The sequence below is a fragment of the Chryseobacterium sp. IHB B 17019 genome (genome assembly GCF_001456155.1).
Lineage (GTDB): Bacteria > Bacteroidota > Bacteroidia > Flavobacteriales > Weeksellaceae > Chryseobacterium.
On the sequence record NZ_CP013293.1, the window covers coordinates 3,437,301 to 3,460,526 of the forward strand.

Consider the following 23,226-nt stretch of genomic DNA (forward strand, 5'->3'; position numbering starts at 1 on the left):
CTATTTAAAAATTAATTTAAATTATTTATTCATAGACATCAGGAATTCTTCGTTGTTTAAAGTTCCTCTGATGTTTTTATTTACAAATTCCATGGCTTCTACAGGATTCATTTCAGAAAGATATTTTCTGAAGATCCACATTCTCTGGGAAGTAACCTCATCTAGCAATAAATCGTCTCTTCTTGTGCTTGAAGACACCAAATCAATAGCAGGATAAATTCTTCTGTTGGCAATTTTTCTATCTAACTGAAGTTCCATGTTTCCGGTACCTTTGAATTCTTCAAAGATCACTTCATCCATTTTAGAACCTGTATCAATAAGAGCCGTAGCGATAATCGTTAAAGATCCGCCACCTTCAATTTTTCTTGCCGCTCCGAAGAATCTTTTCGGCTTGTGAAGTGCATTAGCATCAACACCACCCGATAAAACCTTTCCGGATGCAGGAGTTACAGTATTGTAAGCTCTAGCCAATCTGGTAATTGAGTCTAATAAAATTACAACATCATGTCCGCATTCCACCATTCTTTGAGCTTTTGCTAAAACAAGATTCGCAACTTTTACGTGCTTATCTGCCGCTTCATCAAATGTAGATGCGATTACTTCGGCATTTACACTTCTTTCCATATCGGTAACTTCCTCCGGACGTTCGTCGATCAAAAGTACCATCATATAAACTTCAGGGTGGTTTGCTGCGATAGAATTAGCAATATCTTTCAGCAACATTGTTTTACCCGTTTTTGGCTGGGCAACAATCATTGCTCTCTGTCCTTTCCCAATCGGTGCGAATAAATCGACCACTCTTGTAGAAATTGTAGCCTCTTTACCTGCAAGATTGAATTTTTCTTCAGGGAAAAGTGGTGTAAGATATTCAAAAGCAACACGATCTTTAATGAAAGCCAGATCACGTCCGTTTACTTCAATTGGTTTTAATAAAGAAAAATATTTTTCGCCTTCTTTTGGAAGTCTTACAATTCCTCTTACCGTATCTCCGGTTTTCAAACCGAAATTTCTGATCTGAGCTGTAGAAACATACACATCATCCGGTGAAGAGATATAGCTGAAATCTGATGAACGTAAAAATCCGTAGTTATCAGGTAAAATTTCCAAAACTCCTTCAATACTTACCATTCCGTCAAAGCTGAACTCTTTTTTCTGTTCATGATGCTCTTCCTGTCTTTCAGAATGCTGCTGTTGTTGTTGCTGCTTATTCTGATTCGGGTTTTGGTTTTGGTTTTGATTCGGGTTTTGATTTCTATGCTGGTTTCCGTTGTTGTGCGGATTGTTGTGTTGTCCTTTTTGAGGTCTGGCCTGAGCTTGAGGATTGCTTGGCTTTTCTTCTGCTGGAGCAGATTCTTGAGATTCTGTGTTTTTAGGAGCTTCTGTTCTTTCTTGCGAAATTTCTGTGTTTCCTGTATTGGGAGCTGATACCCTTTTTCTTTTTTTCTTAGCTTGTGAAGCTGCTGTCTCCTCTGTTGTTAACGGTTCAGCTTTTATTTCTTCCGGTTTTGGATCTTCAGAAATTTTTTCTATTTCTGTTTTTTCCTCGGCTTGGGGCCTTTCTTCTGTCGGAGCCTTTGTTTCTGCTTTCGGTCTAGCTGCAGTTTTCTTTGGAGCAGCCTTTCTGGCAGGAGCCTTCGCAGGTTTTTCTGCTGGTGTTTCTTCAGTATTCATATTAGTTTCGGTGGCGTTGAAATACTCTTTCGCCACTTTGGGATTTGAAGCCTGAAAGTCCAGAATTGCAAAGATTTTGTCATTTTCAGTGCTGTTTCTTGCAACTTTAACGCCCAAATCCTTTAAGATTTTAGCCAGTTCCGTTACGGATTTTGACCTTAACGTTTCAATGTTAAACATATTAGTGTAAAAAATGTAATTAATTGTGAGTAAGAAAAGTAAGTCCGGTGACTTTTGTTTTCAAGTACATTCGTATAATGCAAATCTACACTTATTTTTGAATTGTGCAAAATTTATACTACTTTTGCAAAGAATTTAATATTCCATGTTACAAAGAATACAGACTATATGGACTTTTTTGGCAGTTTTAGCTGCTGTGTTTCTGTTCGTTACAGGACAGGATGTTATCATTTCTGATAGTTTTCCTGTGCTTAATATTGGCTGTATTGTGCTTGTTTTGGTTGGATTACTGAGTGTATTCAGCTTTAAAAACAGAAAAAGACAAATTTTGCTGAACAATATCAGCATCATTATAAACGCTTTGTTGATTGGTGTATTGATTTACTGGTTACTAAAATTATCCGGAGGAATTCAGGTTCCTGAGAAGGGTATTGAGCCAATTTTTCCATTGATTGCGATTATCTGTTTGTTTATTGCAAACATTTACATCAAAAAAGATGAGAGGCTCGTAAAATCTGTAGACAGACTTCGATAGCCTTACAACGATTTTTTGAGTAAGAACAGCTTCCTTTTGGGAGCTGTTTTTTTATTTCTTTTTTTTAACCACAGATTCACAAATTCACAGATTATTGTGCATATTTCTTTTTTCGGCAGAACTTTGACAAGGTTTTAACCCTTGATTTATAAACGCAAACATCTGTGGAAATTTGTGAAATCTGTGGAAAAAGAAATTTTAATGCAACATTTCCGTTTAAACTGCGACAGATTATCTATAATTATTAAAAATGAAAAAACTAACCTATCTCACCTTTACCCTATTCTCCATTTTCTCCTTTGCACAGGAAGTTTCAAAAGAAAGAGTCCAAACCGTTCTTTCAACATTGGCTTCGGATGAAATGAAAGGCCGCGAAATCGGGACTCAGGAAAATGAAAACGCAGCAAATTATATTGCCAAACTTTTTAAAGAAAACAATTTAGAATATTGTACAGGGAATTCTTACCTGGTTCCATTTGATTATCAAGGAAAAACTGCGTACAACGTTTGTGGAATTAAAAAAGGAAAAACAGACAAATATTTAGGTTTCTCAGGCCATTTTGATCACATCGGAACAAGTAATAATCCAAAAGACAATATTTACAACGGAGCCGACGACGATGCCAGCGGAATTACAACCTTGGTAGGAATTGCAGATTATTTTAAAAATAAAAAGCCTGATTTTTCTATGGTTTTCATCGCTTTTAATGGAGAAGAAAAGGGAATGCTGGGATCAAGAGCTATTTCTCAGGACAAAAATTTAGATAAAATTTACAATAATCTTACTACCCTTTTCAATTTTGAAATGGTGGCCACAGAATCTCAATTCGGGAAAAATGGATTATTCATGACAGGTGACGAATTTTCTGATCTTGACGAACTATTTAATCAAAATGCAGTTAATGGTTTGAAAATCAACCCAGATCCTTACGCTTCTGAACAGTTATTTTACAGATCGGATAATGTAAGTTTTGTTAAAAAGAAAATTATTGCCCATTCTTTTTCAACGGTTGACATGACGAAAGCAACACATTATCATAATGAAAGTGACGATGTGAATGTAGTTGATTTCGAAAATATGACGCAAATTATCAACAATTTCGGAAAGACACTGGAAAAGCTCAATCCGAAGAATTTTACCCCGAAATATAATGATAAAGTAAAATTTTAATATAATTTTAATGATAAACAAAGCCGCCATTTTTTGGTGGTTTTTATTTTAATGCAAAACATTTTGTAACAAATAGAGCTCAATTCAAACATATTAGTAAAGTAAAAACAGGTTGGAAACGTCTAATCTTTTAATTTTACGTAATTTTGCTATTCCAATTTTTTCATTGAATGAATCAATATCTTAAAATACTTAAGTTCGCAAGGCCTCACCGAAAATACATCTACGGAAGTTTGTTTTTCAACATCATGTATTCTGTATTTCAGATTGCTTCCTTAGGGACAATCCTGCCGGTTTTGGGAATGCTTTTCGGAACTATAAAACCTGAAAAATATGAAACCGCCCCTGTTTATTCCGGAGAAGTGGTAGATTTTTTTAAATATCTGAAAGAATATTCCAATTACTATGTTCAGACTTTGGTCACAGAGCATGGTGCATTGAACGTTTTGGCCTGGTTATGCATTGTAACTGCCTTTATGTTTTTATTGAGGAATTTTTTCCGTTATCTGGGCTCTTTCTTACTGATTAATTATCGTGTAGGAGTTACAAAAGATCTTCGTAGTGCGATGTACAATAAAATTCTTTCCTTGCCGGTTTCATTTTTTACAGAGCGTAGAAAAGGTGATTTAATGTCCCGTATGTCCAATGATGTGGGTGAAGTAGAAGGTAACATTTTGGGAAGTTTAATTGAATTGATCAATGCCCCGTTTATGTTAATCAGTACATTGATTACTTTATTTTTTTTAAGTCCGGAAATGACGCTTTTCTCTTTACTGGTATTGCCGGTGATGGGGACGATGATTGCGTTGGTGGGGAAAAGCTTAAAAAAGGATTCCCATGAAGCCCAACATGAAATGGGTAACATATTTTCCATTGTAGATGAAACGTTGAAATCTTCAAAAGTTATTAAGATTTTCAATGCTGAAAAAATCATGGGCAACAGATTCTCGCAATCGATGCAAAAATGGATCAACAGCTCCATCAGCTTGGGAAGAAAAAAAGAATTGGCCTCTCCGATGAGCGAATTTTTAGGATCTATTACGTTCTTAATTATCGCTTGGTACGGTGGAAAACAAATCATCGTGGAACAATCAATTTCCCCGGCAGATTTCTTGGTTTTCTTAGGAATGTTTTTCCAGATCTTACCTCCGGCGAAAAGTTTATCAACGTCTATTTCTAATGTACAAAAGGGAGAAGCTTCCCTGGAAAGAGTCCTGGATATTCTTGATGCCGACGTGAAAATTGATGAAGTAGCAAGCCCTGTCGAGATTTCTACCCTTAATAATCAGATTGAGTTTAATAATATTGGTTTTTACTATGATAAAGACCACACGATTCTTAAAAATTTCTCTTTAATAATTCCAAAAGGAAAAACAGTCGCACTTGTGGGGCAAAGTGGTAGTGGAAAAACCACCATCGCCAATCTTTTAGCCAGATTTTATGATGTTTCAGAAGGTGAAATCCTTATTGACGGCACTAATATTAAAAATTTAAAATTAAAAGAATACCGCCAGCTTTTAGGGATGGTAACCCAAGAATCTGTATTATTCAACGATTCTGTTTATAATAACATTCTGATGGGTAAGCCTGATGCGACGAAGGAAGAAGTCATTGCAGCAGCAAAAATCGCCAATGCAGATTCATTTATTACCCATCTTCCGGAAGGCTACGATTCTAATATCGGGGATGATGGAGGAAAACTCTCCGGAGGCCAGAAACAAAGGGTTTCTATCGCAAGAGCGGTATTGAAAAATCCGCCGATTATGATTTTGGATGAAGCAACTTCCGCATTGGATACAGAATCCGAAAGGTTCGTTCAGGATGCGCTGGAAAAAATGATGGAAAACAGAACTTCCCTGGTGATCGCTCACCGACTTTCAACTATTCAGAAAGCCGACTGGATCGTAGTTATGGAAAAAGGTGACATCGTAGAACAGGGAACTCACCATGACCTCATCGCGAAAAGAGGAATGTATCACAAGCTTGTTGAGCTTCAAAATTTTGACTAACATCTTTTTAATTTTATTTAAAAATGAACCCAATACAAGAGTATTTCTACAGAATTGAAGAGCCTGATAGAAGTACTCTTCTTTTTTTACGCAAAAAAATATTAGAATCCGACACGGAAAATATTACTGAAACATTGAGCTTTGGGCTGCCTTTTTTCAAGTATAAAAAGAAAATGCTGTGTTATCTGTATTACAGCAAAAAATATAAAAAACATTACGTAAGCTTCTATCACGGTGACAGGTTGGATCATCCGGAGCTGCTTCAGGAAGGCAGAAAGAAGTTTAAAATCCTTTTAATTGATATGGGTGAGGATTTGCCGGTGGAGTTTATTTTGAGGCTGATTGATGAGGTTAAAAAGTATATTAAGTAGGTTGCAGGTTTTAGGTTGCAGCAAATGTGATTATTTTTGTTTTGGCTAAGGCCAATTTGATGATTTAATTTTTCAAAACGGGCTAAAGCCCGTTCCTATTGATACCATATTACGTTTAATCTCATTTTCATTCGTGTTTATTCGTGAAAAAAATTGTACTATTTGTGTTTAAATAAAAAAAGACCGCTTCTTCCGAAACAGTCTTTTAAATATTTTGATTTTAAATCTTAATCCTTCATTCTTGCAATCACATCGATACCCCCTTTTGTAATATCTCCGATCTTACAGATAATCTCCGTATCCAAAGGCAGGAAAACATCCATTCTCGACCCGAATTTAATAAATCCGAACTCATGTCCTGCTTTTGCCTCATCGCCTTCATTACAATAGAAAACAATTCTTCTAGCAACATATCCAGCAATCTGTCTGAAAACCACTTTATGATTCGTTAAACTTTCTACAGCAACGGTTGTTCTTTCATTTTCTGTAGAAGATTTCTCATGCCATGCCACAAGATATTTTCCCGGGTGATATTTTTTATAAATCACTTTCCCTGAAACCGGATATCTACAGATGTGGACATTCAACGGAGACATGAAAATAGAAACCTGAATCGCTTTTCCTTTGATGAATTCGTCTTCTTCAACTTCTTTTATCATCACCACTTTTCCGTCTACCGGAGCTACTACATTTTCTCTGTGCTCCTGGATATCGCGGTCCGGAACCCTGAAGAACCAAAATATCAAACTGTAAATTACCAATAAAGGCAAAATGATCATCAACGACCACATTTCAAGAAAATAAATAGCCAAAGCACCCAATATGATGAAAAGTATTGTTGCTACGGTAATTGTTCCTTTTGATTCTCTGTGTAATTTCATGAGATTAAATAAATTTTTCTAAAATAAAGTACAAATATACGACAGGAACGCAGATTAAAAAACTATCAAGCCTATCTAATACTCCGCCATGCCCCGGAATGATGTTTCCGCTGTCTTTCACCCCGAAATTTCTTTTTAATTGGCTCTCCACCAAATCTCCCACGGGAGCAAATGCAGCCACTAAAAATCCTACAACCATCCAGTTTCCTCGAAGATCCGGATGATAATGTTCAACAAAATAGGATAAAACTAATGTAAGAACTACGCCACCAATATATCCTTCCCAGGTTTTTTTAGGTGATATTTTGGGAGCCATTTTATGTTTTCCGAAGAATTTCCCGGTTAAATAAGCAAAAGTATCGCTACTCCAGATTAAAATAAACAAGAAAAGAACTTCTAACGAAAACGTGTCGTCAAATCTTGAAAACTTCGGCAAACCTAATGCAAAACTGAATGGTAAAGCTACATAAATAACTGTAAAAATCAGTTTTCCGCTGTCGAAGTATAATTCGTTGGGATATTTAAATAAAGTGACGACGGCAATGACAATTAACAGCAGAGCCAGAATTTCACTTATTCTAAAATCAAAAAAGAAATCAAAATGGAAATATCTCTTCGAAAAAATATAAAAGATAAAAATGACCAACGGAAAAACAACCCACCTTTCGTAGCCGTTCCCAAATTTCATTATTTTAAAACATTCCCAAGAACCGACACCCAACAAAAGCGTGATCAAACCGTAATATAGATATTCCTGTTTTACGAGATCCGGCGAAATACTATTGATCAGTTTCGCTCCAAGCGGAGTTGTACAAAGAATGATGACTGCAACATATACAATTCCTGAAATGGTTCTTTGAATGAGATTTTTGTCCAAAATTTTAAATTTAAAAGTTGATGCTTAATCCTCAAGCAACAATAAAAACAGTTTTGTATTGGTATTGGAAGAGGTATCCATTTTGGATTGGCTTCCGCTGATAGAAGTAAGATTTTTGATATTTCCGTTTCTCTTAATTTTCCCCATTGCGTCATTCAGGTTGTTCACGATCTGTGAAACGTTTGCCATAATGATAATTTTACTAGGAAGCCTTGAAGAATGGTAATGAAGAATATTATTGTGAGAAAGCATAATCCTTCCATCATAAGCAATCAAATACTCACAGGTGATGAAAGCAGCATCATTGTTGGTCTGCAGCTCTGAGGTATACGGAGATTTCACAACATTCAAAAAATTCTGGAGGTCTCTATCCCAACAGAAAATATTGCTGATTCCTTCTATTTTAACGATTTGATTTAAAGTCTGTAGAGCTTCCGCCTCATCTGCACAATAATTGAAAAATCCCCCTGAATGCGTAAATAATTGCGCAAACTTATAATCAAGATCCGCATTTTTGAGCGAATCTCCCAGCTTTTCCAAACTCTGAGCTTCTTCTTCCTCAGGCTGGTTTGTCAGTTTGCTTACAATCCTCTTGAATAAATTCAACTTAATTTATTTTTAATCAACTTTATACAAAAATATAAAATTAATTAAATAGAAATCCAAAAATATGCCGATAAATATGAAAAAACCTGACAATTTTGAAACTGCCAGGTTTTTATTTATTGTTTTATAAAGAATCTTAAAGTTGAGTCGGGCTTTCTGGAGCCTGAATTTCACTTTCTTCTTCTCTTTCCTTTTCTTTAATTAGAATCGGTTCTGCTGATTCTCCATTAGCAGGAATTGTATTGGTTACGGGCTTTTCCGTCAATTCCGGATCCCAAGCCCTTTTCCCGAATACTTCTTCCAAATCTTCACGGAAGATTACTTCTTTTTCTAAAAGCTTAGTCGCAAGCGCATCCAGCTTATCTTTATTATCCGTTAAAATCTGAACCGCTCTGTCATATTGATTTTCGATAATTCCTTTGATCTCAATATCAATTTTCTTAGCCGTTTCTTCAGAATAAGGTTTCCCGAAAGAATATTCCGACTGCCCTGAGCTGTCATAGTAAGAAATATTACCAATATTCGGACTCAAACCGTAGATCGTTACCATTGCTTGAGCTCTCTTCGTTACACTTTCCAAGTCGGATAATGCACCTGTTGAGATATTGTTAAAGATCACCTGCTCTGCTGCTCTACCTCCTAATGTAGCACACATTTCGTCTAACATTTGTTCGGTTGTAGTCAGTTGTCTTTCTTCCGGAAGATACCACGCTGCACCTAAAGAACGTCCTCTCGGAACAATCGTTACTTTCAATAGTGGCGAAGCATGCTCTACCAACCATGAAATTGTAGCGTGACCCGCTTCGTGATAAGCCACTCTTTTCTTTTCTGAAGGTTTGATGGCTTTATTTTTCTTTTCAAGACCGCCGATGATTCTGTCTACAGCGTCAAGGAAATCCTGCTTGTTTACTGATGTATGATTGTTTCTGGCTGCAATTAATGCTGCTTCGTTACAAACGTTCGCAATATCTGCTCCACTGAATCCTGGAGTTTGTTTTGCTAAAAACTCTCTGTCTACCGTATCATCAAGCTTGATCTTCTTTAAATGAACATCAAAAATCTGTCTTCTTTCGTGTAATTCCGGAAGGTCTACATAGATTGAACGGTCAAAACGCCCTGCTCTCATCAAAGCTTTATCAAGGATATCTGCTCTGTTGGTTGCTGCCATTACGATTACGTTGGTATCTGTTCCGAAACCATCCATTTCCGTAAGAAGCTGGTTTAGTGTATTTTCTCTTTCGTCGTTTCCGCCAGAGAAATTGTTTTTTCCTCTTGCACGACCGATTGCATCAATCTCATCGATGAAGATAATTGCCGGAGATTTAGCTTTAGCCTGGGCAAAAAGATCTCTTACCCTCGAAGCTCCTACCCCAACAAACATTTCCACGAAATCCGAACCTGAAAGCGAGAAGAAAGGAACTTTAGCTTCACCTGCCACAGCTTTCGCCAATAACGTTTTACCAGTTCCCGGGGGCCCTACTAAAAGGACACCCTTAGGAATTTTGCCTCCCAGCTTCGTATATTTTTCTGAGTTTTTCAGGAAATCTACTACTTCCTGAACTTCTTCTTTAGCCCCTTCAAGACCCGCAACATCTTTAAATGTCACCTGAATTCTTTCTTTTTCATCAAAAAGTTTAGCTTTAGATTTTCCGATAGAGAAAATTTGTCCGCCGGGACCTCCGCCGCCGCCCATCTTTCTGAAAAGAAGGAAATAGAATAATCCAAAAATTCCAATCCAGATTAAAGCCGGAACAATAATCTCCATAAATTGACTTTTCCCTGTGCCGTAATCTTTACTTGTCTTAATTGCCGGATTGGTTGCTCTTACCTGATCAAATTTTTGAAGGAAAAGCTGAAGGTCCCCATATTTAACAGAAAAATCTGCTTTTGGAGCCATTGAGAATGCAGAAAACGGATCATTTTCTTTAGTCTTAACCGTTGCTGTTTTTGCAGCCTGTGTAAGGAACACATCAGCTTTCTCAGTATCTTTGTAAATTATAATGTTCTGAACTTTTCCCGCCTGCATTTCTCTGAAGAAACCATCTTCATCAATAGTCTTTGCACTGCTATCACCAAAAAAATTAGGGATAAAGAATAACAAAAGAGCTATGATCGCAATCGGAAAAAACCAGTTAAATCCTTTATTGTTCATTTATACTTTTTAAAATTTAATATTCACTTTCAATTTTCGTAATTTCCGCATCTCCCCAAAGTTCTTCGATATCATAATATGCACGTACTTCTTTCTGGAAAATATGGACAACTACCGTAACGTAATCTACCAAAACCCACATTGAGTTTTCGGTACCTTCTACGTGCCAAGGTCTGTCTTTAAGGTCGTTTCTTACTTTTTTCTCTACACTTCCCGCCAATGCAGAAACCTGTGTATTTGAGTTTCCGCTACAAATTATAAAAGTTTCGGCTACGGAGTTTTCAATTTTCGAAAGATCAAAAATCATTACATCTTCACCTTTTACATCTTGGATTGCCTCTACAATTTTATCTATTAGCGCTTGTTTTTCTGCTGTTTTATTCATTAAAATATCTATAATCTGCAAATTTATTGTTTTTCTTTTACTTTAGCCTTACTTTTGGCTCCCGAAAGTCTTAAAGTTTTCTTAAATGAGTCAACTATTTTACCTGAAAGAGTGTCCTTCTACTAATGACGAAATTTCAAAGTTTTTACTTTATGAAAATTCAGATTTTATGACATTGTATACATTCAACCAAACCAGAGGTCGCGGTCAATACGGAAATACGTGGTCATCGACGGCTGAAAAAAATTTAGCATATACTTTGGCGGTAAAGACTCAAAACTTTACACTCTCGGATTTTATGTTCAATTATTATACCGCAATTATAATCAGGGATTATCTTGCCTATTTGACTGAAAACAAGGTAAAAATAAAGTGGCCGAACGATATTATCCTTAAAAATAAAAAAATCGCAGGAATTTTAATTGAAAAGAAAAAAATTAACCAAAATAATTATTTCATTATTGGGTGTGGGATTAATGTGCTTCAGGAAGAATTTGACGAAATATCCAATGCGGGCTCGCTCTTCACACAAACCGGAGAAGAATTTAAGCTTGAAGAATTTACTTTAAATCTTAATGAATTTCTTGTCGAAAAATTAAAAAATATCCCATCTGAAGAGGAAATTATGAATCTTTTTAACTCCAATTTGTTCCGGAAAGATGAGATCTCTGTTTTTGAAGTGAATAAAACACGACAAAATGGCATCATTCGAAGAGCCGACAAAAACGGTGAATTGCTGATTGAATTTGAAGATGGTTTACATTCCTTTTATCACAAAGAAATAAAACTGCTTTACTGATTGGCTCTTTTAAGATATAAAAAGGCTGCCAGCGGGAAAAATACAATATTCGGAAACCACATGGCTAAGGCCGGAGACATACTTTTGTTCTCTGAAACCACTTTTAATGCTTCAAATGAGAATACAAAAACGAAGGCCAAAGAAATACCGAGCGCGAGATTAATTCCCAACCCACCACGTTTCTTTTGCGAAGAAAGAGAAAGTGCCAAAAACGTCAAAATAATCACCGAAACAGGCATTGAGGTCCTTTGATGAAGCTCATTCAAATGGGCGTTCAGGTTGCTGTTTCCTTTTTCTGTTTCTCTTTTAATGAATTTTAAAAGTTCCGGCGTTGTTTTATTCTGACCCAAAAGTTCGTTCGGGAAAAGCTCTTCCGGATCGTGTCCAAAGCTCTTCTTTAAGTCAAAACCATTGGCCAGTTTTTCTGTCTCGTTTTTATTGATCGTTTTTTCCGTGTAAGAATTTAAGACAAAAAGTTTTTTAGTTTTATCCCAATTGGCCTCGGAAGCTTTTAACTCATAAGTCAGCTTCCTGTCTTTATCAAACTTTTGATAAACAAATCCAGACCCTCTTTTTTCTCTTTTATTCCAGGAATTGACAAAAATATACTCCGTTTTGCTCAATTGTGCTGAAACAGGAGCCGTTCCCAACACTTTTTCTTTGTTTGCCGCATTGTAAGTATAAGCTTCCAGCTGGTTTTTCTGGATATTGGCCCAAGGCAGAACAAAGTGATTGACACCCAATGAAACAACAGCAATAAATAAAGAAGTGACCAAATAGGGTCTTGCAAACCTGTGAAAACTCGCGCCACTGCTGATTACGGCTACAATTTCCGTATTGTTTGCCATTCTTGAGGTGAAATAAATGACTGAGATAAACACCAGGATCGAAAGGAAAGTCATGACCAGATTGATAATCCAGAACGGGTAAAAATGGATCAAAAAATAAGTAAGATTCAATTTTGCATCAATCGCAGTCGCATTTTCAATTCTCGGAATTTTTTGCTGAACGTCAATTACAAGGACAACTATAGACAGCAGTATCAGCATGAAACTGAATGTTCCAAGATACTTTTTAACGATATATCTGTCTATAATTTTTAACATAAATATTTTAAAGTCTTTGTCTGAGAATCGGTACTACAGAATTTTTCCATTCGTAGAAATCTCCTGCCATAATGTGTTCTCTCGCTACTTTTACCAAATCTAAATAAAAAGCTAAGTTATGAATTGAAGCAATTTGTTTTGCTAAATATTCCTTAGAAATAAATAAATGTCTCAAATATGCTTTCGAATATTCTTTGTCTACGAAACTTGTTCCAAACTCATCCAAAGGCGAAAAATCTTTTTTCCACTTTTCGTTTTTCATATTCATCACACCCTGCCATGTGAAAAGCATTGCGTTTCTTGCATTCCTTGTCGGCATCACACAATCCATCATGTCAATTCCCAACCCTATTGATTCCAAAATATTCCATGGAGTTCCCACTCCCATCAGATATCTTGGTTTTTCTTTCGGTAAAATATCGGTAACCTCATCGGTAATTCTGTACATTTCCTCTTCAGGCTCACCTACGGAAAGCCCACCGATTGCGTTTCCTTCCGCTCCTGCTTCAGAAATAACTTCAGCAGAGATTTTTCTTAAATCCGAATACGTTGATCCCTGAACGATTGGAAAAAGCCTTTGCTTGTGACCATATAATTCAGGATTATTTTCTGTCCAGTCGATACACCTTTTCAGCCATCTGTGCGTAAGTTCCATGGATGATTTTGCCTGATTGTATTCACAAGGATAAGCGACACACTCATCAAAAGCCATGAAAATATCAGCTCCGATCTGTCTCTGGATTTCCATTGATCTTTCCGGAGAAAACATGTGATAGCTTCCGTCGATATGAGATTTGAACCTCGCTCCTTCCTCAGACATTTTTCTGCTGCTCGCCAATGAAAATACTTGGAAACCTCCAGAATCCGTAAGAATAGGAAGATCCCAGTTCATAAATTTGTGTAAACCTCCTGCTTCCTGCATGGTTTCCATACCCGGACGAAGGTAAAGGTGATATGTGTTACCCAAAATAATCTGGGCTTTTATGTCTTCTTTTAATTCTCTTTGGTGAACTGTTTTTACGCTGGCAACAGTTCCTACAGGCATAAAAATCGGGGTTTGGATCTTACCGTGATCTGTGGTAAGCTCTCCTGCCCTTGCCTTTCCCTCCGAGGTTTTTTCTATATTAAAAAATTTTTGCATCTTAAATTATCTTGCGAAAGTAGGGATATTTCCGTTTTTCTTTAATTTATCTTTTACATATTGATCCGCCTTTGGATCTTTTTCTAATAATATTTTTTGTGCATCCTCTGCAATACCGTTCATTTTTTCCTTTACTACATAATATCTGAAACTTTCAACAAAATCTTTGGGCTTCACATTATGTGTTTTAAGAACATATCTTGTTCCCGCTTCCAGATTAGAATTTGGGTACAGATAAGTTGCCTGATCATTAATGGCTAAATCAACCATGATTTCTGCCATCTTATCCTTTGGGACAAGATTTTTAGGCTTGTCGATATAATCTCCTCCGCAGGAAACTACAAATAGTAAAACGAAAATGAATATCAGTTTTTTCATAATCTGTTGATTATTGATTTCCATTTTAAATTTAAAACTCCAAAAACCGCTTCATGAATGATTCCGCCATTCATTTTGCTTTCTCCTAATATCCTGTTTGTAAAAATAATAGGTACTTCTACAATTCTGAATCCTTTTTTAAAGGCCCGGAATTTCATTTCGATCTGAAAGCCGTATCCCTTTAATCTTACATTATCCAATCCTATTTCTTCCAGCACTTTTCTTGAAAAACAAACGAACCCTGCCGTTGTATCATGAATGGGAAGTCCTAAAATAAACCTTACATATTTTGAAGCAAAATAAGAAAGTAAAACCCTTCCCATTGGCCAGTTTACGACATTCACTCCTTTGGAATAGCGCGAACCGATGGCCATATCAGCATGTAAACACGCTTCAAAAAGTTTCGGCAAGTCGTTCGGATTATGGGAAAAATCGGCATCCATTTCAAAAATGTAGTCGTAATTGTTCTTCATTGCCCATTTGAATCCGTGGATATAAGCTTTTCCAAGACCATCCTTCACATGCCTTATCGACAAATGCAGATAGTGCGGAAATTTTCTCTGCAAATCTTTTACCAATTCTGCTGTACCATCCGGAGATGAGTCATCTACAACCAAAATATGAAAATCATCTTCCACCGCAAAAACCGCGGAAATAATATTTTCAATATTTTCCTTTTCGTTGTAAGTGGGGATGATGACCAGTTTTTTCATTTCAGTTTGCAAAGATAGTTTATTTAACCTTTTTATTTTATACAAAATAATCTATAATTTTGCAAAAAAATTTCCTTTGCCATTATCACAAAATATTACAAATCATATAAGAATACCTGAGAACAACGATTGGGTAATCTTTATATTGTTGGGCTGCATATTTTTATATGTTTTCATGATGAATATCATAGAAAGGGAGGCCAACCTGAGAGATTTTCTGCTTCAAAAATATTTTGATGCGAGTAACAACCTGCCCAGCTGGGTGATCACTTCCTGTGTGACTGCTCTTACCTTATCAGTTTTAATTTCGCAGTACGTTCCTGTTGTCCCGAAATATGTTGCAGATTTGCAGTTTTTTGGATTTCAATTAAACAAATTTGGATTTTGCCTGATTGCTGTTGTGCTTTTTTATGTATTAAAATCAAGTTTGGGGTTTTTATTTTTCCAAAGTATCGGTGATGGTAAAAAATGGTCAACTTTTTATTTTACCTCCACAAAATTTTACTTCATTCTGTCATTTTTATTAATAATTTTATGTGTAACCCACTATTATTTCCCTATCGACAGAAATAAAATGTTTTTATACTATTTGCTGTTTTTTTCTATTGTATTCATTTTCAAGATTTTTTTCTATTTATTTCATAAGAACAACATCTTACCTGAAAAATGGTATTATAAATTTTTGTATATTTGCACCCTCCAAATCGCACCACTATTGTTGCTTTGGAAAGTATTATTTTTTTAATAAAGTCAATGATGAGAATAAAGTCTATATTGGTATCACAACCAGCGCCTAGTGAGTCGTCTCCATATTTGGATATTGCGAAGAAGGAAAAGATAAAGATTGATTTCCGTCCCTTTATCCACGTCGAAGGAGTTGACAACAAAGAACTTAGAACACAGAAGATTGATCTTACGCAATATACGGGAATTATTTTCACAAGTAAAAATGCGATTGATCACTACTTCAGATTAGCCGAAGAACTACGTTTTACGGTTCCTGATACGATGAGATATATCTGTCAGTCTGAAGCTATTGCTAATTATCTTCAAAAACATATTGTTTACAGAAAAAGAAAAATCAGTTTTGGGGAGAAAAACTTCTCAGATCTTCTGCCTCTTTTCAAAAAGTTTCCGACAGAAAAATACCTGTTGCCATCTTCAGATGTTTTGAGCCCGGAGACCGTGAAAACAATGGAAGCATCTAATGTAGACTGGACAAGGGCAATCATGTACAGAACGGTTTGCAGTGACCTTACAGATATTAACGTTAAGGACTACGACATGTTGATCTTTTTCAGCCCACAGGGAATCAAATCATTACAACAAAACTTCCCTGACTTTAAGCAGGATGAAACAAAGATCGGGGTTTTCGGGACAACGACTTTGGCGGCGGCGGAAGAATCAGGATTAAGAGTAGACTTAATGGCTCCTACAAAAGAAACTCCATCTATGACAATGGCATTGGAAAAATATATTAAAGCGTTTCACAAGTAGGTTTTAATGTAAAATATAAACTAACCGTCTTTTCAGTTTAAGGAAAGATGGTTTTTTTTTAATTAAATTTGAACAAGAATTAACATTGAATGGAAGCTCCACAGGCAAAAAAAATAGAGAAAATACTCGAAATACACGGTGATAAAAGAATAGACAATTATTTTTGGCTCAATGAAAGAGAAAATCCCGAGGTCATCAAATATCTGGAAGAAGAAAATGCCTATGCAGATTTCATCATGAAAGATACGGAACAGCTTCAGGAAAACCTTTTTGAAGAAATGAAGGCGCGATATAAAAAAGATGACGAGTCTTTGCCGTATTTCTTCAATGGATACTGGTATATCGTCCGCTATGAGGAGGCAAAAGAATATCCTATTTTTTGCAGAAGACACAACAGCTTAGACAACGAAGAAGAGATCATTCTTGATGTCAATATTCTGGCAGAAGGCGAAAATTATTTTGAAGTAGGAAGCGTTGCGGTTTCTCCAAACAATGAACTAGCCTCTTTTTCTTCAGATAATGTAAGCCGCAGGATTTATACCATTAATTTAAAAAACTTAAAAACAGGAGAAATCCTTCCCGATAAAATCCAGAATACTACCGGAAAAGCAGTTTGGGCAAACGACAATGAACACGTCTTTTATATTAGAAAAGATGAAAGCCTGCGTGCATTTCAGGTCTACAGACATAAACTGGGAACCGATACCGCAGAAGATGTTTTGATTTTCCATGAAAAAGATGAGACTTTTGATGTAAATGTATTCAAAACAAAATCTTTGGAATATATTTTCATTGCTAGCTCCAGCACAATTTCGGACGAACACAGATTCATCCCTGCAGATGACGTTTTTGCAGACTGGAAAATCATCCATCCAAGAATTGATGACCTTGAATATTCCGTTGAGCATTACAAAGATGAATTTTATATTATTACAAATGCCGACGATGCCATTAATTTCAAAATTGTAAAAACAAAAATCAACAATTGCGGAATGGAAAACTGGGTTGATGTCATTCCTCACCGCGAAAAAGTTTTATTGGAAGGTTTTGAGATCTTTAAAAATTACCTTGTTCTTGAAGAAAGAGAAGAAGGCCTTTTGCAGATAAAAATTATTGACGAAAAAACTCAGGAATCACATTATTTGCCTTTTTCAGACCCTACTTACACCGCTTATATTGGTGTTAATCTGGAATTTGACACAGAAGTTTTACGCTACGGCTACACTTCTCTGACACAGCCAAATTCCACCTACGAATATAATATGAAGGAAAAAACCACCCAGCTTTTGAAGCAACAGGAGGTTTTAGGCGGAAAATTTTTCTCCGAAAATTATATTTCCGAAAGGATCTGGGCAGACTCAAGAGACGGAGAAACAAAAATCCCTATTTCTTTAGTTTATCATAAAGACACGAAGAAATCCGCAGATACTCCCTTGCTTTTGTACGGCTATGGAAGCTACGGACACACCGTTGATGCCAGCTTTTCAAATGTAAGATTGTCAATTCTGGATAGAGGCTTTATCTATGCAATCGCCCATATCAGAGGTGGTGAATATCTGGGAAGAGAATGGTATGAAGACGGAAAAATGTTGTTTAAGAAAAATACATTCTTCGATTTTATTGATGCCGGGAAATATTTGATTAAAGAAAATTACACCTCATCAAAACGCCTTTACGCAATGGGAGGAAGTGCGGGAGGATTATTGGTAGGAGCTGTGATGAACTACGAACCCACTTTATTCAACGGGATCGTAGCGCAGGTTCCTTTCGTAGACGTGGTTACAACGATGCTGGATGAAACAATTCCTTTAACAACTGGAGAGTATGACGAGTGGGGAAACCCAAACGATGAGGAATATTATCATTATATGAAAGAATATTCTCCTTACGACAATGTAGAAGCCAAAGATTATCCACATATGCTGATCACAACCGGATTGCATGATTCTCAGGTTCAATATTGGGAGCCTGCAAAATGGACGGCAAAATTAAGAGAATTAAAAACCGACAATAATATTTTAATTTTCAAAACAGATATGAGCGCGGGCCACGGCGGGGCAAGCGGAAGATTTGAATCACTGAAAGAAGATGCATTGGAATATGCATTTTTATTTAAATTAGAAAACATAGAAGCATGATCAACGACGCAGAATATTGGCAAAAAATAGAGCAATTCTTTATTGAAAATTTTGATACTGAAAAAAATGCACCTATTGAAACCTATTTGTTTCTAATTGGCCTTCAGGAATTAGGAAGCGGCCAGCAGAAATATACGAAAGACGATAAGCTTAACCTGCTTCACATCGCGGTTTGTAGACTGTTAGAACCTTTTGGATACTATAAATTTTCACATTACGATGATGATGGATATCCTCATTTTGAAACGTTGGAAGAACTTCCGGAATTAAAGCCAAATGAACAACAAATTCTGATGAAAAAAGCAATCATTCAATATTTTCAGGATGAAGAATTGATATAAAAAAACGGAAAGTAATACTGCTTTCCGTTTTTATTTTTAAATTATTAAGGTCAGTTTAGGAGTTAAACTTAATATTTTTAACATCTAAACAAAATCTTAATGCTCAAATTATTTTTTCAGAATTTCCTCCAATTGATTCAATCCTGTTTTGAAACCTTCTTCAAAACCCATCTCAATTTGCTGTTTCATTCCTTCGGGATTTGGAAAATGAATATTAACCGTTATTTTCGTGCCCTCTTCTACGCCTGTAAAACCGATCAGCCATTTTGACTGCCCGAAATCTTCATTAATATTTCCATTTTCATCGCAGAAAGAATCCGTTCCGTCAAAGCTTCTATGCTCGATGATTTCACCATATTCCACTTTTGCATAATGTCTTTCCCCTTCAGGACCAACCATTGAGTACAGCCAGGTTCCACCTTCTTTGAAATCCTGCTGTTTGGTTTCGCATTTCCAGGGTTTTGGAGCCCACCATTGATCCAGTAATTCGGATTTGGTAAAATAATCCCATACTTTTGAAACATCAGCATCGTAAATTTTCATTACATAAACGCTGTTTGAATCAAAATCTTTGTTAAAAATGATATTAGATTCCATAATAATAATTTGTTTTAAACAAATCTAGTTTTTTATTCTCTGACGCGTCTTTTCATATGACAAGATATTAAAAATTTATAATTAAATGTTAAAAAACTCGGTTTTAAGAAAAATAACACAATTTTTTGGCTCGTTTTTTGTTTATCAAGTCTTAAAATAATTAATTTTAACATTCAGCTTTTTAAAAAACTCATAAAATAAAGTAAATGAATAATAAATTCATCCCAATAATTTCGGTGTTTATGACGATCTCACTGATTGTCTTCGTCACGCTCCAGTTTTATTGGCTGAAAAGTTATTATGGTGCATTAGAGCAGGATTTTTCTTCCAAAGTATATTCTGCATTGGAAAATACAGCTAAAAACATGGCTGAAATTGAAGTTGATAAATATTTAAATGAGGATTTTAAAGATTTCAGGAAAAACGTAATTGCCAATAGTAAACAACCTTCTTTAACGACTATTCAGCAGGTAAAAGATTCCGGTACTCAGAGACAGATTATCTATTCAAAAAATATCATTGAAAAAACACAGCTTCCGATTTCCCAGAAAGGAGATTCGATAAAGCTGACCACTTTATATACGGACGAAGCGGCATATAAAATAAAGAGGGACACAACAAGTCGTGAAATCCTTACAGCAGACATCAATCAAGATATTGAGAATGGTGATTTTTCTATGAAAGAATATGCAAAAGTTTACGGAAATAACCTTCCTATTACAAAAAGAGTAAATCCAAAAGTTTTGGACTCTGTTATTTCTAAAGAATTGAGAATCAGAGGTATTTCTGCAAAATTCGGTTATGGCATTACAGATAAGGCTAATAAACTGACCGGCGTGGTCAATAAAGCCTACAAAGAAAAAAGCGACAGCAACACTTATACTTATCCTCTTTTTACAGACCAAAAAGAAAGAACATTATACAGTCTTGCTTTGGTTTTCCCCAAAAAGGAATATTCTTTGGCGATGAACAACTGGCCGATGCTTTTAGGAACTTTCCTTTCGCTTCTTACGATTTTGGGAATTTATATTATTTCCATTAATTATATGATGAAACAGAAAAAGCTCGCAGAAGTAAAAACGGATTTCATTAATAATATGTCTCATGAGTTTAAAACTCCACTGGCAACAATATCCGTCGCAACAGATTCTCTGGCGAATGATAAAATTGCAACGAATCCTGATAAGGTAAAATACTATTCTGAGCTGATCAAGCAGGAAAATTTAAGGATGAAAAAACAGGTGGAAAACGTCCTGAATATGTCGAAGCTTGAAAGAAATGAGGTAAGATTATTCTTAAAAGATGCCAATGTAAGAGAACTAATCCGAAGAACAACAGAATCTTTTAATCTGATTGTCCAACAGAGAAACGGAACCCTTACTCAGGAATTCAACGCAACAAATTATATTTTTAAAATTGACGAATTCCATATTTCCAATATGCTGGTGAATCTTCTGGACAATGCCAATAAATATTCTCCCGAAGCACCGGAGATCAGCATAAAAACCCGAAACGAAGGCCATTGGTACGTGATCGAAGTTTCTGATAAAGGAATGGGAATGGAAACCCACAACAAAACGAAAATTTTCGAAAAATTCTTCAGGGAAGAAACAGGAAATATTCACAATGTAAAAGGACAAGGTTTGGGACTTTCCTACGTTAAAAAAATTGTAGAGCTGCATAAAGGCCAGATCATTGTAGACTCCAACAAAGGGAATGGAAGTACGTTTACAATTAAACTGCCAATGACCTAAAAATAAAAAAGATAAGAAGATTATTTATAAAGAATTTAACCAAAACAAAATATAAGAAGAAGAGAGTGACAGAGTTCATTCTTACTATTAATTTTTAATTATTTAAAATTATGAGCAACAGAATATTATTAGTAGAAGACGACCAGAGTTTCGGGGCAGTGTTGAAGGATTATTTAACGATAAATAATTTCGAAGTTACTCTTGCCACAGATGGAGAACAGGGATTAAAAGAATTTACCGAAAACGAATTCGATATCTGCATTTTTGACGTAATGATGCCTAAGAAAGACGGATTTTCCTTAGCCGAAGACGTAAAAAAAATTGACAAAAACACACCTATCATTTTCTTGACTGCAAGAAATATGAGAGAAGATATTTTAAAAGGCTATCAGCTGGGAGCGGATGATTACATCACAAAACCATTTGATACTGAGTTACTTTTATATAAAATCAAAGCTATTCTTCAAAGAAGTTCTACGCTGGAAAATGAAGAGCAGGAACAATTCAAGATCAGTAATATTTTCTTCGATTCTATGCTGAGACAATTAAGAGTTGGTGATAATGAGTACAAGCTTTCTCCAAAAGAAAATGAATTATTAAAGCTGCTTTGTATCCACAGAAACGACTTCATGCCGAGAGATTTGGCTTTAAGAAAAATCTGGAAGAAAGAAAACTACTTCACCGCAAGAAGTATGGACGTTTACATCGCAAAACTTCGTAAACTGTTAAAAGACGACGAAGGATTGGAAATCATCAATGTTCATGGCGAAGGATTCAGACTTTTAGTTAAGAATTAAATCCGAAAAAACATTATAAATGTAAAATTAGCAAAACAATTAAAAATGTTTTGCTAATTTTGTTTCATACCAAAAGTTATGAAGAATACATTTTTAGGCATTATTGCCATCTCGATACTGACAATTTCCTGTAAAAAAGATGAAAGACCAACCTATTTAACGGAAGAAGCGGGTATTCAACAACCCAATGTAGCGGTTAATAACACTCCGAAACCTTCTCTTCTGGATCAGGCCGGGGTTCAGGCTACACAAAACGCCGCGCCCAATGTTGCCGCAGCTGGAATGAACCCTGCTCACGGACAGCCGGGTCACCGATGCGACATTCCTGTAGGACAACCTTTGAATTCTGCGCCGGCTCAGACTCAACAACAGGGAACTCAAAACGTAACGGTGAATGCCAATCAAAACCAGACCATTCAAATTGATCCAAATGCTTTACAACCTGGGAAATTTAATGTTGATAAAAACGGTAAAGCACAGACCGTAAAAACCGCGCCGGGAATGAATCCTGCTCATGGCGAACCGGGACACAGATGTGATATTCCTGTAGGACAACCTTTGAACAGTAAGCCCGCTCCGGCTCCACAACCGACGCAAACACAGACAATAGCTCAAAATACACCTGCTCCGGCACCAACTCCCGCTCCAACAGGTCCAAAACCGTCATTAAATCCGGCTCACGGAGAGCCTTGGCATAATTGTGGAGTGAAAGTAGGAGATCCATTACCATAATTTTTTGTATTTTTGCAGCCGTGAAACTATTTCATATCATAGCAATTGTTTTTTGTTTAGGAATTTTTTTAATCCCTAAAGACAATTTCTATGCTCAAAATATGCAGGAAAACTGTTGCAAATCAGATTCCGGAACAAGCTGCTGCGAAAAAGATCACCAAAAATCAGAAAACAGCCACGACAGCAAATCCAAAACATCTTCTTGTAATGATGATTGCTGTTCTTTCTGTCTTTCATGCTTCACTTTTATAGAAACTCCTTTCTCCAAAAGTGTAAAATTGGAAATGTCGTATTACAAAACCAACAAAAATTTACAGTTTCAATATTCTGATCCTCATATTTCAGATCGTTTAAAAGAGATTTGGCAACCGCCGAAAATAGGTTAATTCATCAGC

Annotated in this window: 24 protein-coding genes; 13 read left to right on the forward strand and 11 right to left on the reverse strand. The window is 36.0% G+C overall.

Translation table 11 applies throughout. The features are described 5' to 3' along the window. Window positions 1-21: 21 nt before the first annotated feature. Window positions 22-1,851 (reverse strand): transcription termination factor Rho, encoded by a 1,830-nt coding sequence (rho, locus tag ATE47_RS15880; RefSeq protein ID WP_062162873.1) that lies wholly within the window; start codon window positions 1,849-1,851, stop codon window positions 22-24. Between the two features lie 145 nt (window positions 1,852-1,996). Between rho and ATE47_RS15885 the strand changes: the two genes are divergently transcribed. The 4 genes from ATE47_RS15885 (at window position 1,997) to ATE47_RS15900 (ending at window position 5,937) form a co-directional block, all read left to right on the forward strand. Next, window positions 1,997-2,386, forward strand: coding sequence for a DUF4293 family protein (locus tag ATE47_RS15885; protein WP_062162874.1), 390 nt, complete (start codon window positions 1,997-1,999; stop codon window positions 2,384-2,386). Window positions 2,387-2,636: 250 nt separating this feature from the next. Beyond that, window positions 2,637-3,557, forward strand: coding sequence for a M28 family peptidase (locus ATE47_RS15890; RefSeq protein ID WP_062162875.1), 921 nt, complete (start codon window positions 2,637-2,639; stop codon window positions 3,555-3,557). A gap of 170 nt (window positions 3,558-3,727) precedes the next feature. Next, window positions 3,728-5,566 carry an ABC transporter ATP-binding protein gene (locus tag ATE47_RS15895; protein WP_062162876.1) on the forward strand — a complete coding sequence of 613 codons (1,839 nt, stop codon included), beginning with the start codon at window positions 3,728-3,730 and terminating at the stop codon, window positions 5,564-5,566. 23 nt (window positions 5,567-5,589) lie between these two features. Further along, complete coding sequence (locus ATE47_RS15900) at window positions 5,590-5,937, forward strand: DUF1801 domain-containing protein (protein ID WP_062162877.1); 348 nt, start codon at window positions 5,590-5,592, stop codon at window positions 5,935-5,937. Between the two features lie 227 nt (window positions 5,938-6,164). Here the strand turns inward: ATE47_RS15900 and ATE47_RS15905 are convergent, their stop codons facing one another. From ATE47_RS15905 to rsfS, 5 genes are all read right to left on the reverse strand, one after another. Continuing rightward, window positions 6,165-6,818 carry a phosphatidylserine decarboxylase family protein gene (locus tag ATE47_RS15905; RefSeq protein WP_062162878.1) on the reverse strand — a complete coding sequence of 218 codons (654 nt, stop codon included), beginning with the start codon at window positions 6,816-6,818 and terminating at the stop codon, window positions 6,165-6,167. Window positions 6,819-6,822: 4 nt separating this feature from the next. Further along, entirely contained in the window at window positions 6,823-7,695 is an 873-nt protein-coding gene (locus tag ATE47_RS15910) for a phosphatidate cytidylyltransferase (RefSeq protein WP_062162879.1), read from the reverse strand. 24 nt (window positions 7,696-7,719) lie between these two features. After that, window positions 7,720-8,301, reverse strand: coding sequence for an LUD domain-containing protein (locus ATE47_RS15915; protein WP_062162880.1), 582 nt, complete (start codon window positions 8,299-8,301; stop codon window positions 7,720-7,722). A gap of 136 nt (window positions 8,302-8,437) precedes the next feature. Next, window positions 8,438-10,453 carry an ATP-dependent zinc metalloprotease FtsH gene (gene ftsH / locus ATE47_RS15920; RefSeq protein WP_062162881.1) on the reverse strand — a complete coding sequence of 672 codons (2,016 nt, stop codon included), beginning with the start codon at window positions 10,451-10,453 and terminating at the stop codon, window positions 8,438-8,440. A gap of 16 nt (window positions 10,454-10,469) precedes the next feature. Further along, window positions 10,470-10,838 (reverse strand): ribosome silencing factor, encoded by a 369-nt coding sequence (rsfS, locus tag ATE47_RS15925; RefSeq protein WP_062162882.1) that lies wholly within the window; start codon window positions 10,836-10,838, stop codon window positions 10,470-10,472. Between the two features lie 85 nt (window positions 10,839-10,923). Between rsfS and ATE47_RS15930 the strand changes: the two genes are divergently transcribed. Next, window positions 10,924-11,637 carry a biotin--[acetyl-CoA-carboxylase] ligase gene (locus ATE47_RS15930; RefSeq protein WP_062162883.1) on the forward strand — a complete coding sequence of 238 codons (714 nt, stop codon included), beginning with the start codon at window positions 10,924-10,926 and terminating at the stop codon, window positions 11,635-11,637. On the opposite strand, the gene ATE47_RS15935 is transcribed toward ATE47_RS15930, so the two are convergent. Genes ATE47_RS15935 through ATE47_RS15950 form a run of 4 tightly spaced genes read right to left on the reverse strand, consistent with a single transcriptional unit; the run spans window position 11,631 to window position 14,975 of the window. Continuing rightward, window positions 11,631-12,743, reverse strand: coding sequence for an LptF/LptG family permease (locus ATE47_RS15935; protein ID WP_062162884.1), 1,113 nt, complete (start codon window positions 12,741-12,743; stop codon window positions 11,631-11,633). The genes ATE47_RS15930 and ATE47_RS15935 overlap by 7 nt on opposite strands. A gap of 7 nt (window positions 12,744-12,750) precedes the next feature. Then, on the reverse strand, window positions 12,751-13,884 hold the full coding sequence (gene tgt, locus ATE47_RS15940) for a tRNA guanosine(34) transglycosylase Tgt (RefSeq protein ID WP_062162885.1): 1,134 nt from the start codon (window positions 13,882-13,884) through the stop codon (window positions 12,751-12,753). A gap of 6 nt (window positions 13,885-13,890) precedes the next feature. Beyond that, window positions 13,891-14,262 (reverse strand): DUF4296 domain-containing protein, encoded by a 372-nt coding sequence (locus ATE47_RS15945; RefSeq protein ID WP_062163583.1) that lies wholly within the window; start codon window positions 14,260-14,262, stop codon window positions 13,891-13,893. Further along, complete coding sequence (locus tag ATE47_RS15950) at window positions 14,259-14,975, reverse strand: polyprenol monophosphomannose synthase (RefSeq protein ID WP_062162886.1); 717 nt, start codon at window positions 14,973-14,975, stop codon at window positions 14,259-14,261. The genes ATE47_RS15945 and ATE47_RS15950 overlap by 4 nt, the downstream gene beginning before the upstream one ends. Here ATE47_RS15950 and ATE47_RS15955 point away from each other — a divergent pair. The 4 genes from ATE47_RS15955 to ATE47_RS15970 all read left to right on the forward strand — a co-directional run bounded on the left by ATE47_RS15955 (window position 14,959) and on the right by ATE47_RS15970 (window position 18,951). Further along, complete coding sequence (locus ATE47_RS15955) at window positions 14,959-15,720, forward strand: DUF4271 domain-containing protein (protein ID WP_228376355.1); 762 nt, start codon at window positions 14,959-14,961, stop codon at window positions 15,718-15,720. The two genes, ATE47_RS15950 and ATE47_RS15955, sit on opposite strands and share 17 nt — an antisense overlap. A gap of 11 nt (window positions 15,721-15,731) precedes the next feature. Continuing rightward, complete coding sequence (locus ATE47_RS15960) at window positions 15,732-16,472, forward strand: uroporphyrinogen-III synthase (protein WP_062163584.1); 741 nt, start codon at window positions 15,732-15,734, stop codon at window positions 16,470-16,472. 89 nt (window positions 16,473-16,561) lie between these two features. Further along, window positions 16,562-18,610, forward strand: coding sequence for a S9 family peptidase (locus ATE47_RS15965; protein ID WP_062162888.1), 2,049 nt, complete (start codon window positions 16,562-16,564; stop codon window positions 18,608-18,610). Beyond that, entirely contained in the window at window positions 18,607-18,951 is a 345-nt protein-coding gene (locus ATE47_RS15970) for a hypothetical protein (protein ID WP_062162889.1), read from the forward strand. The genes ATE47_RS15965 and ATE47_RS15970 overlap by 4 nt, the downstream gene beginning before the upstream one ends. A 108-nt stretch (window positions 18,952-19,059) precedes the next feature. Here the strand turns inward: ATE47_RS15970 and ATE47_RS15975 are convergent, their stop codons facing one another. Beyond that, the gene (locus ATE47_RS15975) at window positions 19,060-19,548 is read right to left on the reverse strand and encodes an SRPBCC family protein (RefSeq protein ID WP_062162890.1); all 489 of its coding nucleotides are present in this window, start codon (window positions 19,546-19,548) and stop codon (window positions 19,060-19,062) included. 206 nt (window positions 19,549-19,754) lie between these two features. Between ATE47_RS15975 and ATE47_RS15980 the strand changes: the two genes are divergently transcribed. The 4 genes from ATE47_RS15980 to ATE47_RS15995 all read left to right on the forward strand — a co-directional run bounded on the left by ATE47_RS15980 (window position 19,755) and on the right by ATE47_RS15995 (window position 23,217). Beyond that, window positions 19,755-21,302 carry a sensor histidine kinase gene (locus ATE47_RS15980; RefSeq protein WP_062162891.1) on the forward strand — a complete coding sequence of 516 codons (1,548 nt, stop codon included), beginning with the start codon at window positions 19,755-19,757 and terminating at the stop codon, window positions 21,300-21,302. A gap of 110 nt (window positions 21,303-21,412) precedes the next feature. Further along, the gene (locus ATE47_RS15985) at window positions 21,413-22,099 is read left to right on the forward strand and encodes a response regulator transcription factor (RefSeq protein WP_027380477.1); all 687 of its coding nucleotides are present in this window, start codon (window positions 21,413-21,415) and stop codon (window positions 22,097-22,099) included. A gap of 78 nt (window positions 22,100-22,177) precedes the next feature. Then, complete coding sequence (locus ATE47_RS15990) at window positions 22,178-22,831, forward strand: hypothetical protein (RefSeq protein WP_062162892.1); 654 nt, start codon at window positions 22,178-22,180, stop codon at window positions 22,829-22,831. Between the two features lie 101 nt (window positions 22,832-22,932). Continuing rightward, window positions 22,933-23,217, forward strand: a complete 285-nt coding sequence (locus ATE47_RS15995) for a hypothetical protein (protein WP_228376287.1) — start codon at window positions 22,933-22,935, stop codon at window positions 23,215-23,217. Window positions 23,218-23,226: the final 9 nt, after the last annotated feature.

Bases quoted from the DNA above. Each gene is read 5' to 3' on its own strand.
- ATE47_RS15985 (WP_027380477.1), top strand. From the start codon at position 21,413: ATGAGCAACAGAATATTATTAGTAGAAGACGACCAGAGTTTCGGGGCA.
- ATE47_RS15980 (WP_062162891.1), top strand. From the start codon at position 19,755: ATGAATAATAAATTCATCCCAATAATTTCGGTGTTTATGACGATCTCA.
- ftsH (WP_062162881.1), bottom strand. From the start codon at position 10,453: ATGAACAATAAAGGATTTAACTGGTTTTTTCCGATTGCGATCATAGCT.
- rho (WP_062162873.1), bottom strand. From the start codon at position 1,851: ATGTTTAACATTGAAACGTTAAGGTCAAAATCCGTAACGGAACTGGCT.
- ATE47_RS15950 (WP_062162886.1), bottom strand. From the start codon at position 14,975: ATGAAAAAACTGGTCATCATCCCCACTTACAACGAAAAGGAAAATATT.
- ATE47_RS15960 (WP_062163584.1), top strand. From the start codon at position 15,732: ATGAGAATAAAGTCTATATTGGTATCACAACCAGCGCCTAGTGAGTCG.
- ATE47_RS15900 (WP_062162877.1), top strand. From the start codon at position 5,590: ATGAACCCAATACAAGAGTATTTCTACAGAATTGAAGAGCCTGATAGA.
- ATE47_RS15935 (WP_062162884.1), bottom strand. From the start codon at position 12,743: ATGTTAAAAATTATAGACAGATATATCGTTAAAAAGTATCTTGGAACA.
- ATE47_RS15990 (WP_062162892.1), top strand. From the start codon at position 22,178: ATGAAGAATACATTTTTAGGCATTATTGCCATCTCGATACTGACAATT.
- ATE47_RS15890 (WP_062162875.1), top strand. From the start codon at position 2,637: ATGAAAAAACTAACCTATCTCACCTTTACCCTATTCTCCATTTTCTCC.
- ATE47_RS15945 (WP_062163583.1), bottom strand. From the start codon at position 14,262: ATGAAAAAACTGATATTCATTTTCGTTTTACTATTTGTAGTTTCCTGC.
- ATE47_RS15965 (WP_062162888.1), top strand. From the start codon at position 16,562: ATGGAAGCTCCACAGGCAAAAAAAATAGAGAAAATACTCGAAATACAC.
- ATE47_RS15930 (WP_062162883.1), top strand. From the start codon at position 10,924: ATGAGTCAACTATTTTACCTGAAAGAGTGTCCTTCTACTAATGACGAA.
- ATE47_RS15955 (WP_228376355.1), top strand. From the start codon at position 14,959: ATGACCAGTTTTTTCATTTCAGTTTGCAAAGATAGTTTATTTAACCTT.
- tgt (WP_062162885.1), bottom strand. From the start codon at position 13,884: ATGCAAAAATTTTTTAATATAGAAAAAACCTCGGAGGGAAAGGCAAGG.
- rsfS (WP_062162882.1), bottom strand. From the start codon at position 10,838: ATGAATAAAACAGCAGAAAAACAAGCGCTAATAGATAAAATTGTAGAG.
- ATE47_RS15905 (WP_062162878.1), bottom strand. From the start codon at position 6,818: ATGAAATTACACAGAGAATCAAAAGGAACAATTACCGTAGCAACAATA.
- ATE47_RS15975 (WP_062162890.1), bottom strand. From the start codon at position 19,548: ATGGAATCTAATATCATTTTTAACAAAGATTTTGATTCAAACAGCGTT.
- ATE47_RS15895 (WP_062162876.1), top strand. From the start codon at position 3,728: ATGAATCAATATCTTAAAATACTTAAGTTCGCAAGGCCTCACCGAAAA.
- ATE47_RS15995 (WP_228376287.1), top strand. From the start codon at position 22,933: ATGCAGGAAAACTGTTGCAAATCAGATTCCGGAACAAGCTGCTGCGAA.
- ATE47_RS15885 (WP_062162874.1), top strand. From the start codon at position 1,997: ATGTTACAAAGAATACAGACTATATGGACTTTTTTGGCAGTTTTAGCT.
- ATE47_RS15970 (WP_062162889.1), top strand. From the start codon at position 18,607: ATGATCAACGACGCAGAATATTGGCAAAAAATAGAGCAATTCTTTATT.